Genomic DNA, 12,699 nt, shown 5'->3' with positions numbered 1-12,699 from the left:
TCGATGCGCAGGCCGTTGCCGTAGGATCCTCAACCCAACAGCTCCCGAACCACCGGCACCAACCCCCTGAACGCCTTCCCCCGATGGCTGATCGCGTTCTTCTCCTCGGCGCTCATCTCCGCGCACGTCCGCGTCTCCCCCTCCGGCTGGAGGATCGGGTCGTAGCCGAAGCCGTTCGTGCCGACCGGTGTGTGACGCAGCAGCCCCCGCAGTCGGCCCTCGACCACCCTCTTCGTGCCGTCCGGCAGGGCAAGCGCCGCCGCGCATGCGAAGTGCGCGCCCCGGTGTTCGTCGGCGATGTCGGAGAGCTGGGCCAGCAACAGGTCCAGGTTCGCGCGGTCGTCGCCGTGCCGGCCTGCCCAGCGGGCGGAGAAGATGCCGGGGGCGCCGTTCAGGACGTCCACGCAGAGGCCGGAGTCGTCGGCCACGGCGGGCAGGCCTGTCGCCTGGGCCAGGGCGTGGGCTTTGAGGAGGGCGTTCTCGGCGAAGGTGATGCCTGTTTCCTTGACGTCGGGGACGTCGGGGTAGGCGTCGGCGCCGACGAGGTCGTGAGGCAGGCCGGCGTCGGCGAGGATCGCGCGGAGTTCGGTGATTTTTCCGGCGTTGCGGGTGGCGAGGATCAGGCGGGTCATGGGGGTCAGTATCCCGGCCTCCATGACCCGTACGCCTCCCGGTCGGCTTACGGCGTGCAGACCTTCGTCAGTTCGCCCGCCGCGTCCGTGATCGGGCTGAGGTCGGGGGTGCTGTCGCCGTTCTCGACGGAGGTGCGGACGTTGGTGACGGCCTCCGCGAGGTCGTCGACGGCCTTGTTGACGTCGGCGTTGTCGGTCTTGTCGCCTATTTCGTCGAGGTTCTTGTCGATGGCGTCGAGGGATTCCTCGAGCTGCGTCGGGTCGTTGGACGCGCTCTCCACGGCCTGCTGGAGGTCGGTGACGCTGTCGGCGATGGCGTCGGCGGTCTGGACGCAGTCCAGTGCCTTGTTCACGGCGTCGCAACCGGTGGTGAGGCCGGTCGTCAGTCCGACGGCGGCCACCGCTGCGACGATGGCGATTCGGCGACTGCGGCGGCGTCGGCTCGCGGCCATGGATCTGTTCCCTCCCGTTGGCAGGGCCCTGGGACAGTCCCCGTCGGCCCTCATGCTGGCCGGGCGTACAGCGGTGAGCCGCACGCCCGTACCCGTAGTGACGCGAGGACGGGCGGCCGGGTTGCGACCGGCGGCCGTCCTTCTTGGTGCGTCCTTTACTTTTCGAGGACCGTATCAAGTGCCTTGCGCTGCAGGGCGGCCAGGTCGGTGCAGCCGGTGACGGCGAGGTCGAGGAGGGCGTTGAGTTCGTCGCGCGCGAAGGGTTCGGCTTCGGCGGTGCCCTGGACCTCGACGAAGCGTCCGTCGCCGGTGCAGACGACGTTCATGTCGGTCTCGGCGCGGACGTCCTCCTCGTAGCAGAGGTCCAGCAGCGGGACCCCTCCGACGATGCCGACCGAGACCGCGCTGACCGTTCCGGTCAGGGGCTGGCGGCCGGCCTTGATCAGCTTCTTGCCCTGGGCCCAGGAGACGGCGTCGGCGAGTGCCACGTAGGCGCCGGTGATCGCTGCGGTGCGGGTGCCGCCGTCGGCCTGGAGCACGTCGCAGTCGAGGACGATGGTGTTCTCGCCGAGGGCCTTGTAGTCGATGACCGCGCGCAGGGAGCGGCCGATGAGGCGGCTGATCTCGTGGGTGCGGCCGCCGATCTTGCCGCGGACGGATTCGCGGTCGCCGCGGGTGTTGGTGGCGCGGGGGAGCATGGAGTACTCGGCGGTGACCCAGCCTTCGCCGCTGCCCTTGCGCCAGCGCGGGACGCCTTCGGTGACGGAGGCGGTGCAGAAGACCTTGGTGTCGCCGAAGGAGACGAGGACGGAGCCTTCGGCGTGCTTGCTCCAGCCGCGTTCGATGGTGACCGGGCGGAGTTGTTCGGGGGTGCGGCCGTCGATTCGAGACATGGCGTTGAGCCTAGCCGTACCTGCGGAAGGGGTCCCTCCCCCGGTGGGAAGGACCCCTGAAGCGGTGAACGGTGAGCCGGCGGGCTCACATCATGTCTTCGATCTCCGTGGCGATGGGGTCGGCGTCGGTGCCGATGACGACCTGGATGGCGGTGCCCATCTTGACGACGCCGTGGGCGCCGGCGGCCTTCAGGGCGGCCTCGTCGACCTTGCCGGCGTCGATGACTTCGGTGCGCAGGCGGGTGATGCAGCCTTCGACCTCTTCGATGTTGTCGATGCCGCCGAGCCCGGCAACGATCTTCTCAGCCTTGCTGGCCATGTTGTTTCTCCCTGATCCGAACCGCTTTGTCGCAGTAACCCACAGTTGGCCCATCTTCGCGAGCGATCGTGCCGCGTGTACCGAAGGATGACGTCACAGCACCGAAATCGTCCGTAGCTGGTCTACACCACCTGACAGGCGGTCGCCAAACCATGAGTGCCGAGAACGCCGGGGGTGCCGGGGGTGCCGGGGGTGCCGATACGGCGGTGAGTCCCGCGCGCGCTCGCTGGAACAACGTGTTCCAGGGGCTGCAGAAGATGGGGCGCAGTCTTCAGCTCCCGATCGCGGTGCTGCCGGCCGCGGGCATCCTCAATCGTCTTGGTCAGCCTGATGTGTTCGGGGACGACGGGCTCGGCTGGACGAACGTGTCGAAGGTGATGGCGGGCGCGGGTGGTGCGCTGCTCGACGGTCAGTTGGGGTTGCCGCTGCTCTTCTGTGTCGGTGTGGCGATCGGTATGGCGAAGAAGTCGGACGGTTCGACGGCGCTCGCGGCGGTGACGGGGTTCCTCGTCTACTACACGGTGTTGCTGGAGTTCCCGGAGGACTGTCCCGAAGGCGCGAAGGCCATTCCCGACATCGGTTGCCAGGCGACGGTCGAGGGCACGGTGACGGCGTTCACGTTCCAGAATCCGGGGGTGTTCGGCGGGATCGTCATGGGGCTGATGTCCGCGTACTTCTGGCAGCGGTATCACCGTACGAGGCTGGTGGACTGGCTCGGTTTCTTCAATGGCCGTCGGCTGGTGCCGATCATCATGGCGTTCGTGGCGATCGGGTTCGCGGCGCTGTGTCTGTGGGTGTGGCCGCCGATCGGTGACGGCCTGGAGAACTTCAGCGACTGGCTGGACGGTCTGGAGGCGTGGGGTGCGGGCATCTTCGGGGTGGCGAACCGTGCGCTGCTGGTGATCGGGCTGCACCAGTTCCTGAACGTGCCCATCTGGTTCCAGTTCGGCACGTACACCAAGCCGGACGGCTCGGTGGTGCACGGCGACATCAACATGTTCCTGGCGGGTGACCCGGACGCGGGTCAGTTCACCTCGGGTTTCTTCCCGATCATGATGTTCGCGCTGCCGGCGGCGGCGCTGGCGATCACGCACTGTGCGAGGCCGGGCCGTCGGAAAGAGGTCGGCGGTCTGATGCTGTCGGTGGCGCTGACGTCGTTCGTCACGGGGATCACCGAGCCGATCGAGTACTCGTTCCTGTTCGTCGCGCCGCTGTTGTACGTGGTGCACGCGCTGCTGACGGGTGTGTCGATGGCGGTGACGTGGGCGCTGGGGGTGCACGACGGGTTCAGTTTCTCGGCCGGGTTGATCGACTACGTCATCAACTGGAATCTGGCGACGAGACCGTGGGCGATCATTCCGATCGGCCTGTGCTTCGCGGTCGTGTACTACGTGATCTTCCGGGTGGCGATCACGAAGTTCGATCTCAAGACTCCGGGCAGGGAGCCGGAGGAGGAGGTCGAGGACACGACGAAGGCGTAGCCGTTTCGTCACAGAAAATCGCGGGTTCCTTATCCGCCCTTCACCGTGCTACAACAGGTCTACACCACTGAGTGGTGTAGACCATGCGGTGTTTCCGCGTGGCGAAGAGAAGCCGCCGTCCCCCTTCCCATGTCCCCGGGCGGCGCCATGCCCTCTGGAGGAACTTGTGACCACGGCCAGCGCCGCTCCCGCGGCCGACAAGAAAAAGGGCGCGGGCGTGATGGCTGTCATGCAGCGTATCGGCCGCAGCCTGATGCTGCCGGTGGCCGTCCTGCCCGCCGCCGCTCTCCTGGTCCGCCTCGGCAACACCGACATGCTGGGACGCCCGGAGTTCCCCGCGTTCATCACGAAGATCGCCGGTTTCATGGCGGCCGGCGGCAACGCGATCCTCGACAACATGGCGCTGCTGTTCGCCGTGGGCATCGCGATCGGCTTCGCCAAGAAGTCGGACGGCTCGACGGCTCTCGCGGCCGTGGTCGGCTACCTGGTCTTCAAGAACGTGCTCGCCACGTTCACCGACAAGAACCTGCCGAAGGTGGCGACGGCCGTCGACGGCAAGGTCGTCATGGTGGACGCGCCGGTGGACGCCAAGGTCCTCGGCGGTGTGGTGATGGGCATCGTGGTGGCCCTGCTGTACCAGAAGCTGTACCGGACCAAGCTGCCGGACTGGGCGGGCTTCTTCGGCGGCCGTCGTCTGGTCCCGATCGTGTCGGCCTTCGCGGGCCTGGTCATCGGCATCGTCTTCGGATACATCTGGCCGGTCCTCGGCACGGGTCTGCACAACCTCGGCGAGTGGCTGGTCGGTTCGGGCGCGGTGGGCGCCGGCATCTTCGGTGTCGCCAACCGTGCGCTGATCCCGATCGGCATGCACCACCTGCTGAACTCGTTCCCGTGGTTCCAGGCGGGCGAGTACGAGGGCAAGAGCGGCGACATCGGCCGCTTCCTGGCCGGTGACCCGACGGCGGGCCAGTTCATGACCGGCTTCTTCCCGATCATGATGTTCGCGCTGCCGGCCGCGTGTCTGGCGATCGTGCACTGTGCCCGTCCGGAGCGCCGCAAGGTCGTCGGCGGCATGATGTTCTCCCTCGCGCTGACGTCGTTCGTCACCGGTGTGACCGAGCCGATCGAGTTCACGTTCATGTTCATCGCGCCGGTCCTGTACGGGATCCACGCGGTGCTCACCGGTGTCTCGATGGCCCTGACCTGGGCGCTCGGCATGAAGGACGGCTTCGGCTTCTCGGCCGGCGCGGTGGACTACGCCCTGAACCTGGGCATCGCGACCAACCCGCTCGGCCTGGCCGTGGTGGGCTTGTGCTTCGCGGTGGTCTACTACGTCGTCTTCCGCTTCGCGATCATCAGGTTCAACCTGCCGACACCGGGCCGCGAGTCCGACGAGGAACTGGCGGAGCTGCAGAAGGCGGAGGCCAAGTAGGCCGTAGGCCGCTCACGCACGCAGGAAGGCCCCCGGAGCGCCGAGCTCCGGGGGCCTCGTGTCGTTCGGGGAGTCAGATCTCGTACGACTTCCTCGGCGCCGCCAGTTCCACCGGACCGTCGTACACCGCGCGCGCGTCGGCCAGGTTGGTCTGGGGGTCGGTCCACGGGGGGATGTGGGTGAGGACCAGGCGGCGGGCTCCTGCCCTGCTCGCCGTCTCGCCCGCCTCGCGGCCGTTGAGGTGCAGGTCGGGGATGTTCTCCTTGCCGTGCGTGAAGGCGGCCTCGCACAGGAACAGGTCGGTGTCGCGCGCGAGTTCGTCCAGGGCCGGGCTGATGCCGGTGTCGCCGGAGTACGTCAGGGACTTCCCGGCGTGCTCGACGCGGATGCCGTACGCCTCCACGGGGTGGGCCACGCGTTCGGTGTGGACCGTGAACGGGCCGATCTCGAAGGTGGACGGCTTGACCGTGTGGAAGTCGAAGACCTCGCTCATGGAGGAGGCGGTGGGAGTGTCCGCGTAGGCCGTGGTGAGGCGGTGCTCGGTGCCCTCGGGGCCGTAGACCGGGATCGGGTCGCAGCGGCCGCCGTCGTGGCGGTAGTAGCGCGCGACGAAGTACGCGCACATGTCGATGCAGTGGTCGGCGTGCAGATGGCTGAGGAAGATCGCGTCGAGGTCGTAGAGACCGCAGTGGCGCTGCAGCTCGCCAAGGGCACCGTTGCCCATGTCGAGAAGCAGCCGGAAGCCGTCGGCCTCGACGAGGTAGCTCGAGCAGGCCGATTCCGCGGACGGGAACGACCCCGAGCAGCCGACGACGGTGAGCTTCATAAAGCAGAAACCTCCGCTGGCGGGAACTTTTCTGGGAAGGAGACGGGGGTCGTGCGGTGCGTCGAGCGTAAGGCGCAAAACTCATGGTCGCTCCTCCACCAGGGGCTGTTGTGGGCGAACTCACCTGTGGTGTCACCGGTTCGGCTGGCCCCGGGGCGTGCGCGGCGTGCGGAAGGGCGCGCGGGCGTTGGAGCGCCGGTAACGTCATGCCCATGGATACGTCCTGGTGGCTGGCGCTCGCGGCGGTGGTACTGCTCGCGATGGTCGCGACGCTCGTCGACGGCTGGGGGCGCGGCCGGCGTCCCGCGGGGCGGCGGACCCGGCCGCCGGGGCGTCCGACGGGGCCCCGCGGGCGGCCGGGGACACGTCCGCGGCCTGCGGAGATCTGGTGGGCGACCGTGCCGTACGAGGACGGGCCGGGGAGTAAGGACCGGCCCTGTCTGGTGCTGGTGGTGCACGGGGAGCGGGCGACCGTCGCGAAGATCACCAGCAAGTACCGCGACGAGCGGGCCGGGGTGATCCCGTTGCCGCCGGGCGCGGTGGGCGATGCACACGGGCGCGCGAGCTTCCTGGAGACGGACGAGCTGCGCGAGGTGCCGGTGTGGGAGTTCCGGCGCAGGGCGGGGGTGGTGGACCCGGTCCTGTGGGACCAGGTCCGTCACCTCGCCACGTAAATAACGGATCCGGCGGGGGCTTACGCCCAGAGCTGGCCCTGGAGGGCCTCGATGGCCTCCTCCGTGGTGGCCGCCGTGTAGACACCCGTGGACAGGTACTTCCAGCCGCCGTCGGCGACGACGAACACGATGTCCGCGCTCTCGCCGGCCTTGACAGCCTTGTTGCCGACGCCGATCGCCGCGTGCAGCGCGGCGCCGGTGGAGACGCCCGCGAAGATGCCCTCCTGCTGGAGGAGCTCGCGGGTGCGGGTGACCGCGTCCGCCGAGCCGACGGAGAAGCGGGTGGTGAGGACGGAGGCGTCGTACAGCTCCGGTACGAAGCCCTCGTCGAGGTTCCTGAGGCCGTAGACCAGGTCGTCGTAGCGCGGCTCGGCGGCGACGATCTTGACGTCCGGCTTGTTCTCGCGGAGGTAGCGGCCTACGCCCATCAGGGTGCCCGTGGTGCCGAGGCCGGCGACGAAGTGGGTGACGGACGGGAGGTCGGTGAGGATCTCCGGGCCGGTCGTCGCGTAGTGGGCGCCCGCGTTGTCCGGGTTGCCGTACTGGTAGAGCATCACCCAGTCGGGGTGCTCGGCGGAGAGCTCCTTGGCGACCCGGACGGCGGTGTTGGAGCCGCCCGCGGCGGGCGACGGGATGATCTCGGCGCCCCACATGCCGAGCAGGTCACGGCGTTCCTGCGAGGTGTTCTCGGGCATCACGCAGACCATGCGGTAGCCCTTGAGCTTGGCGGCCATGGCGAGGGAGATGCCCGTGTTGCCGCTCGTCGGTTCCAGGATCGTGCAGCCGGGGGTCAGGCGGCCGTCCTTCTCCGCCTGCTCGATCATGTGCAGGGCGGGGCGGTCCTTGACCGAGCCGGTCGGGTTGCGGTCCTCCAGCTTCGCCCAGATACGGACGTCGGCGGACGGCGAGAGCCGCGGCAGGCGCACCAGAGGGGTGTTGCCCACCGCGGCCAGCGGGGAGTCGTAGCGCATGGGGGCAGCGGGCCTTAGACCATGCCGCCGGCCACGGCCGGCAGGATCGTGATGCTGTCGCCGTCGGCGAGCTTGGTGCTGATGCCGTCGAGGAAGCGGACGTCCTCGTCGTTCAGGTAGACGTTGACGAAGCGGCGCAGTTCGCCGCCGTCCACGATGCGGGCCTGGATGCCCGTGTGCCGGGTCTCGAGGTCGGTGAAGAGCTCGGCGAGGGTGTCCCCGGTGCCCTCCACGGCCTTCTGGCCGTCGGTGTACTGGCGGAGGATGGTCGGGATGCGGACCTCGATGGCCATGGCTCAGGGCTCCTGTCGGAAGGTGTCTGGTCGGTGGGCGCGCGGCAGCGCTGTACAGCGGGGGTGGTGCGGGTCAGGCGCCGCGGCTCACGGCCGTACGGCGGCAGGGCAGCGTCAACAGATGGCGCTGGCGAGCCTGCACAGGTCGACGTGCAGCCGCGCCACGAGCAGCATGCCCGGCGTCTTTTCGCTCACGTCGTGGGAAACCATGGGCTCATCGTATCGATTCCCGGTCGGGGTCCCGGAATGTGATCCCACATGCCGGACGGATTCCGGCCGGGGAATGAGACCGCGCTGCTGAGGCGGGCCCGCGCGGGGCCGGTCAGGCGGAGTCGCGCAGGACCAGCCGGGTCGGTACGACGACGGAGGGCGGCGCCTCGGTCCGGCCGGTGCGCTCCGTGCGGTCGGCCCGCTCCGTGCGGTCGAACAGCAGCCGGGCCATCAGGCGTCCCATGCCCTCGACGTCCTGGTGGACCGTGGTCAGGGGCGGGTCGGTCGACTCCGCGATGTCGGTCAGGTCGTCGAAGCCGACGACGGCGACGTCCTCGGGCACCCGGCGTCCGCGTGCCCGCAGGGTCTGCAGGGCGCCGGAGGCCATGAGGTCCGAGGCGACGAACACGGCGTCCAGGTCGGGGCACCGGTCCAGGAGGGCGGCCATGGCGTCGGCGCCGCCCTGCCGGGTGTAGTCGGCGCGCTCGGTCAGCTCGGGCGGCGCGTCGAGGAGGACGTCCCGGTAGCCGGCGAGGCGGTCGGCGGCGGAGGTCTCCTGGTCGTGGGGGCCGGTGACGGTCGCGACGCGTTTCCTGCCGAGCGAGACCAGGTGCCGGACGGCCTGCCGGGCTCCCCCGCGGTTGTCGCCGTCGACGTAGGCGTGGCGGTGCACGGTGTCGCCGGCGCGCAGCAGCGGCCGGCCGCCGAAGACGGCGGGCAGGCCGATCCGCTCGATCATCTCGTGCAGCCGGTCGCCGGGGCGCAGCGAGAACAGGACGGCTCCGTCGACGTGGCCGCCGCCGAGGTAGTCGGCCACGCGCGCGTAGTCGTCCGGTTCGTCCAGGAAGAGCAGGACCGCCTGGGCGCCGTGCCGGGCGAGTTCCCGGCGGATGCCGCGCAGGAGGCAGTCGAAGAACGGGTCGAGGAAGAGCCGGTTGTCGGGCTCGGTGGCCACGACCGCGACGGCGTTGGTGCGGTGGGTGACCAGCTGGCGGGCGGCCTGGTTCGGTACGTAACCGAGCTCGGTGATCACTTCCCGGACGCGGTCGACGACCTCGGCGCGCACCTTGGGCTCGTCGTTGATCACCCGGGACACCGTGGACTTCGAGACGCCGGACCGGCGGGCGACGTCCTCCAGGGTGGGGCGCCGTGGGGTCGGCCGCTGCGTCAACACCATCTCCGATACGGCGAGTTGCTCGGGTGGGTACGACGCTCAGTATGCCTCGACGACCTTGATCTCCTCCTCGGTGATCTCGCCCTCGACGATCCGGAAGGAGCGGAACTGGAAGGGGCCCGCCGCGTCGCTGTCCGCGGTCGAGACCAGGACGTAGTGCGCGCCGGGCTCGTTGGCGTAGGAGATGTCGGTGCGGGACGGGTAGGCCTCGGTCGCGGTGTGGGAGTGGTAGATGATCACCGGCTCCTCGTCGCGGTCGTCCATCTCGCGGTAGAGCTTGAGCAGGTCCTGCGAGTCGAACTCGTAGAAGGTGGGCGAGCGGGCGGCGTTCAGCATCGGGATGAAGCGCTCGGGGCGGCCGGTGCCCGCCGGGCCCGCGACCACGCCGCATGCCTCGTCGGGGTGGTCCTCGCGCGCGTGGGCGACGATCTGGTCGAACAGGACCTGGGTGATGGTCAGCATGCTGGCCAGGATAAGCAGAGGGGCCGCCCTGTACCGAGGGGTGGTACCGGGCGGCCCACATGGTGAGCGGAGAGGTCAGCCGATCTTCTCGAACTCCGGCTCGCCGCCGCGGTCCGCGATCCGCGGGTTGCGGCTCTTCAGGATCGCCCAGCCGATGCCCAGGGCGGCGGCCCAGACCGCCATCACGTAGAGGCAGACGCGGGAGTCGGCGTCGTACGCGATCAGGCCGGTGACGAAGAGCAGGAAGGCGATCGCGACGTAACTGCACTTCGAGCCGCCCGGCGCCGGGAAGGGCGAGGCGGGCAGGCGGCCGGCCTCGACCGCGCGGCGGTACAGGACGTGGCTGATCAGGATCATCAGCCAGGTCCAGATGCCGGCCGCGGTGGCGACCGAGACGACGTAGCCGAAGGCCTTCTCCGGGACGATGTAGTTCAGGATCACGCCGACGCCCATGAAAAGGACGGAGACCGTGATGCCGAAGGCCGGCGCCTTGGTCGAGGACAGCTTCTTGAAGACGGCCGGGGCCTCACCGCTCTCGGCCAGGTTCCGCAGCATGCGGCCGGTGGAGTACATGCCCGAGTTGCAGGAGGACAGGGCCGCGGTCAGCACGACGAAGTTGACGATGCCCGCGCCCGCCGGGATGCCGATCTTCGCGAAGGCCTCGACGAAGGGGCTCACCCCTGGTGCGAACTCGGTCCACTTGACCACGCACAGGATGACGGTGAGGGCACCGACGTAGAAGAGCGCGATGCGCCAGGGCAGCGTGTTGATCGCCTTGGGGAGGGTCTTCTCCGGATCCTCGGACTCGCCGGCCGTGACGCCGACCAGTTCGACGGCGAGGTAGGCGAACATGACGCCCTGCAGGGTCATCAGGGACGAGCCGATGCCCTTGGGGAAGAAGCCGTCGAAGGCCCAGAGGTTGGAGACGGCCGCGGTGTCGCCGGCGCTGCTGAAGCCGAAGGTGAGGACGCCCAGGCCGATCACGATCATGCCGATGAGGGCGGTGACCTTGACCATCGAGAACCAGAACTCCAGCTCGCCGAAGAGCTTCACGGAGATCAGGTTGACCCCGAAGAGGATCACCAGGAAGACCAGGGCCGTCACCCATTGCGGAATGGACGGGAACCAGTAGTTGACGTAGATCGCGGCGGCCGTCAGTTCGGCCATGCCGGTGACCACCCACATCAGCCAGTACGTCCAGCCGGTGAAGTAGCCGAAGAACGGGCCGAGGAACTCGCGGGAGTACTCCGCGAACGAGCCCGAGACCGGGCGGTAGAGCAGGAGCTCGCCGAGCGCCCGCATGATGAAGAAGATGATCACGCCGGCGATGGCGTACATGAAGATGAGGCTGGGTCCGGCCTTGGCGATGTTCGCCCCGGCACCCAGGAAGAGTCCGACGCCGATGGCGCCGCCGATCGCGATCATCTGGACCTGGCGACTGCCGAGCCCTCGTTCGTACCCCTCTCCCTCGGGGGTCTTCTCCGTGTCGACCTGCGCTGAGGTCATGTGTGGTGCGCCTTCCTCCATGCCGACCCGGGCCTCTCGTCGGCCTCGGATCGGGTTCCGATCCCCCCGGATTGATGGAGCTGAGCGGGCCTTGCGGGCCCGCTCGTGCCTGGCCGGCGATCCGCCGGCTCGGTGGCGCACCCGGCCGAACATTCGGGTGGTGTTCGCCGGGCGGTCGTGAAGATTTATCACGGCCGCAATGATGATCGCCTGAGCGACGTGTGGCGCAGCACACAGGGAGAGTTGGACAAAAGCCACCCTGGAGGGGCATAGGTGTCCGTCACGGTGACGCGATCGTTATCCGGATTTGAGCGTCCGCTGAGCGAACACACAACCGTCACAAGTCAGGGCATGAGTGTCGAAACGAGGGTCTCCTGGAGCCCGCCCAGCCACAGATACGCCATGACCATCGGCTTGCGGGGGTCCTCGTCCGGCAGACGGTAGAGGAGGTCCGTGTCCTCTTCGTCCGTGATGTCCAGCCGGGAGCCGATCGCCAGGCGCAGGTCGTTGAGGGCGCCGAGCCACTGCTGGGACTGCTCCGGGGACAGCTTGAGAACCGCCCCGCCCTCGCCCGCGGCGTTGAGCTCGTCCAGGGCGCGGATCACCGCGAGGGCGTTCTCACGCTTGCCGGCCCGCAGGTCGTTCTCGGTGTAGCGGCGGAACTCGGAGGAGTACGCCCGCTGTTCCTCGGCCTCCTTGGGGCCCGGGGTGCCCTCGGGGTCGCTGTAGGCGTCCGGGAAGAGACGCATCAGGACGGGATCGGAGGGCGGCTCGCTGGGGCCGTCGGCGAAGAGCTCGGCGAGCGGGTCCTCTGGGGCGTCCTCGCCGGGGCCGGGGCCGATGAGCTCCAGGAGCTGGACGGCCAGCGACCGGATGATGGAGATCTCGACGTCGTCGAGGGCGACGGCCGCGCCGCCGCCGGGGAGCGGTTCGAATTGTCCTGGCATCAGGGGTTATCGCTACTTCCGGTCCTGCGGGCGGCTGGGGCGGGTCACTTCCGGTGGGTCACTTCCGGTCCTGCTGGAGGGTGGCCCACAGGCCGTAGCCGTGCATCGCCTGCACGTCGCGTTCCATCTCCTCGCGACTGCCGCTGGACACGACCGCCCGGCCCTTGTGGTGGACGTCGAGCATGAGCTTGGTGGCCTTGTCCTTGGAGTAGCCGAAGTACGACTGGAAGACGTACGTCACATAGCTCATGAGGTTGACGGGGTCGTTGTGGACGATGGTGACCCAGGGGACGTCCGGCTCGGGGACGGCGAAGACCTCTTCCGCCGACTCGGTGCGTTCGATCTCTACGGGAGCGGGTGACGTCACACGGCCATGCTGCCACGCATGCCACAAATCGTCACACTGACGCAAATGGGGGTAGCATCT

16 protein-coding genes are annotated in these 12,699 nt (G+C 68.8%); 3 read left to right on the top strand and 13 right to left on the bottom strand.

Annotation, left to right across the window (positions count from 1 at the left end; all coding sequences use genetic code 11):
* Positions 1 to 29: 29 nt before the first annotated feature.
* The 4 genes from rdgB to OG252_RS30960 form a co-directional block, all read right to left on the bottom strand.
* Entirely contained in the window at positions 30 to 632 is a 603-nt protein-coding gene (gene rdgB / locus OG252_RS30975; protein ID WP_329340199.1) for an RdgB/HAM1 family non-canonical purine NTP pyrophosphatase, read from the bottom strand.
* A gap of 47 nt (positions 633 to 679) precedes the next feature.
* Positions 680 to 1,084: a hypothetical protein gene (locus OG252_RS30970; RefSeq protein WP_266438967.1), complete on the bottom strand. Its 405-nt coding sequence runs from the start codon at positions 1,082 to 1,084 to the stop codon at positions 680 to 682.
* 155 nt (positions 1,085 to 1,239) lie between these two features.
* Positions 1,240 to 1,977 (bottom strand): ribonuclease PH, encoded by a 738-nt coding sequence (gene rph / locus OG252_RS30965; protein ID WP_266438964.1) that lies wholly within the window; start codon positions 1,975 to 1,977, stop codon positions 1,240 to 1,242.
* A gap of 85 nt (positions 1,978 to 2,062) precedes the next feature.
* Entirely contained in the window at positions 2,063 to 2,296 is a 234-nt protein-coding gene (locus tag OG252_RS30960) for a PTS glucose/sucrose transporter subunit IIB (RefSeq protein ID WP_266438963.1), read from the bottom strand.
* 152 nt (positions 2,297 to 2,448) lie between these two features.
* On the opposite strand from OG252_RS30960, the gene OG252_RS30955 reads away from it, so the two are divergent.
* Entirely contained in the window at positions 2,449 to 3,777 is a 1,329-nt protein-coding gene (locus tag OG252_RS30955; RefSeq protein ID WP_329340195.1) for a PTS transporter subunit EIIC, read from the top strand.
* A gap of 166 nt (positions 3,778 to 3,943) precedes the next feature.
* Entirely contained in the window at positions 3,944 to 5,209 is a 1,266-nt protein-coding gene (locus OG252_RS30950; RefSeq protein WP_266438961.1) for a PTS transporter subunit EIIC, read from the top strand.
* Between the two features lie 73 nt (positions 5,210 to 5,282).
* On the opposite strand, the gene OG252_RS30945 is transcribed toward OG252_RS30950, so the two are convergent.
* Positions 5,283 to 6,035 carry an MBL fold metallo-hydrolase gene (locus OG252_RS30945; RefSeq protein WP_266438958.1) on the bottom strand — a complete coding sequence of 251 codons (753 nt, stop codon included), beginning with the start codon at positions 6,033 to 6,035 and terminating at the stop codon, positions 5,283 to 5,285.
* A gap of 212 nt (positions 6,036 to 6,247) precedes the next feature.
* Between OG252_RS30945 and OG252_RS30940 the strand changes: the two genes are divergently transcribed.
* A complete protein-coding gene (locus tag OG252_RS30940) occupies positions 6,248 to 6,709 on the top strand; it encodes a type II toxin-antitoxin system PemK/MazF family toxin (RefSeq protein ID WP_266438955.1) in 462 nt (153 codons plus the stop codon).
* 20 nt (positions 6,710 to 6,729) lie between these two features.
* Here the strand turns inward: OG252_RS30940 and OG252_RS30935 are convergent, their stop codons facing one another.
* From OG252_RS30935 to clpS, 8 genes are all read right to left on the bottom strand, one after another.
* Positions 6,730 to 7,680 carry a PLP-dependent cysteine synthase family protein gene (locus OG252_RS30935; RefSeq protein WP_266438953.1) on the bottom strand — a complete coding sequence of 317 codons (951 nt, stop codon included), beginning with the start codon at positions 7,678 to 7,680 and terminating at the stop codon, positions 6,730 to 6,732.
* A 14-nt stretch (positions 7,681 to 7,694) separates the two neighbouring features.
* On the bottom strand, positions 7,695 to 7,973 hold the full coding sequence (locus OG252_RS30930) for a MoaD/ThiS family protein (protein WP_266438951.1): 279 nt from the start codon (positions 7,971 to 7,973) through the stop codon (positions 7,695 to 7,697).
* 114 nt (positions 7,974 to 8,087) lie between these two features.
* Positions 8,088 to 8,183: a putative leader peptide gene (locus OG252_RS30925; protein ID WP_019759525.1), complete on the bottom strand. Its 96-nt coding sequence runs from the start codon at positions 8,181 to 8,183 to the stop codon at positions 8,088 to 8,090.
* Positions 8,184 to 8,295: 112 nt separating this feature from the next.
* On the bottom strand, positions 8,296 to 9,360 hold the full coding sequence (locus OG252_RS30920) for a LacI family DNA-binding transcriptional regulator (protein ID WP_329340191.1): 1,065 nt from the start codon (positions 9,358 to 9,360) through the stop codon (positions 8,296 to 8,298).
* Positions 9,361 to 9,396: 36 nt separating this feature from the next.
* Positions 9,397 to 9,819 (bottom strand): M67 family metallopeptidase, encoded by a 423-nt coding sequence (locus tag OG252_RS30915; protein ID WP_329340189.1) that lies wholly within the window; start codon positions 9,817 to 9,819, stop codon positions 9,397 to 9,399.
* Positions 9,820 to 9,894: 75 nt separating this feature from the next.
* On the bottom strand, positions 9,895 to 11,325 hold the full coding sequence (locus OG252_RS30910) for an amino acid permease (RefSeq protein ID WP_266438943.1): 1,431 nt from the start codon (positions 11,323 to 11,325) through the stop codon (positions 9,895 to 9,897).
* A 344-nt stretch (positions 11,326 to 11,669) separates the two neighbouring features.
* Entirely contained in the window at positions 11,670 to 12,272 is a 603-nt protein-coding gene (locus tag OG252_RS30905) for a DUF2017 domain-containing protein (RefSeq protein ID WP_266438941.1), read from the bottom strand.
* Positions 12,273 to 12,330: 58 nt separating this feature from the next.
* The gene (clpS, locus tag OG252_RS30900) at positions 12,331 to 12,639 is read right to left on the bottom strand and encodes an ATP-dependent Clp protease adapter ClpS (RefSeq protein ID WP_053749283.1); all 309 of its coding nucleotides are present in this window, start codon (positions 12,637 to 12,639) and stop codon (positions 12,331 to 12,333) included.
* Positions 12,640 to 12,699: the final 60 nt, after the last annotated feature.

The organism is Streptomyces sp. NBC_01352 (assembly GCF_036237295.1).
Lineage (GTDB): Bacteria > Actinomycetota > Actinomycetes > Streptomycetales > Streptomycetaceae > Streptomyces > Streptomyces plumbiresistens.
The sequence above is the reverse complement of the archived record's forward strand: the minus strand, read 5'-3'. Positions and strand labels throughout refer to the sequence as shown.

Bases quoted from the DNA above. Each gene is read 5' to 3' on its own strand.
- rdgB (WP_329340199.1), bottom strand. From the start codon at position 632: ATGACCCGCCTGATCCTCGCCACCCGCAACGCCGGAAAAATCACCGAA.
- OG252_RS30970 (WP_266438967.1), bottom strand. From the start codon at position 1,084: ATGGCCGCGAGCCGACGCCGCCGCAGTCGCCGAATCGCCATCGTCGCA.
- rph (WP_266438964.1), bottom strand. From the start codon at position 1,977: ATGTCTCGAATCGACGGCCGCACCCCCGAACAACTCCGCCCGGTCACC.
- OG252_RS30960 (WP_266438963.1), bottom strand. From the start codon at position 2,296: ATGGCCAGCAAGGCTGAGAAGATCGTTGCCGGGCTCGGCGGCATCGAC.
- OG252_RS30955 (WP_329340195.1), top strand. From the start codon at position 2,449: ATGAGTGCCGAGAACGCCGGGGGTGCCGGGGGTGCCGGGGGTGCCGAT.
- OG252_RS30945 (WP_266438958.1), bottom strand. From the start codon at position 6,035: ATGAAGCTCACCGTCGTCGGCTGCTCGGGGTCGTTCCCGTCCGCGGAA.
- OG252_RS30940 (WP_266438955.1), top strand. From the start codon at position 6,248: ATGGATACGTCCTGGTGGCTGGCGCTCGCGGCGGTGGTACTGCTCGCG.
- OG252_RS30935 (WP_266438953.1), bottom strand. From the start codon at position 7,680: ATGCGCTACGACTCCCCGCTGGCCGCGGTGGGCAACACCCCTCTGGTG.
- OG252_RS30930 (WP_266438951.1), bottom strand. From the start codon at position 7,973: ATGGCCATCGAGGTCCGCATCCCGACCATCCTCCGCCAGTACACCGAC.
- OG252_RS30925 (WP_019759525.1), bottom strand. From the start codon at position 8,183: ATGGTTTCCCACGACGTGAGCGAAAAGACGCCGGGCATGCTGCTCGTG.
- OG252_RS30920 (WP_329340191.1), bottom strand. From the start codon at position 9,360: ATGGTGTTGACGCAGCGGCCGACCCCACGGCGCCCCACCCTGGAGGAC.
- OG252_RS30915 (WP_329340189.1), bottom strand. From the start codon at position 9,819: ATGCTGACCATCACCCAGGTCCTGTTCGACCAGATCGTCGCCCACGCG.
- OG252_RS30910 (WP_266438943.1), bottom strand. From the start codon at position 11,325: ATGACCTCAGCGCAGGTCGACACGGAGAAGACCCCCGAGGGAGAGGGG.
- OG252_RS30905 (WP_266438941.1), bottom strand. From the start codon at position 12,272: ATGCCAGGACAATTCGAACCGCTCCCCGGCGGCGGCGCGGCCGTCGCC.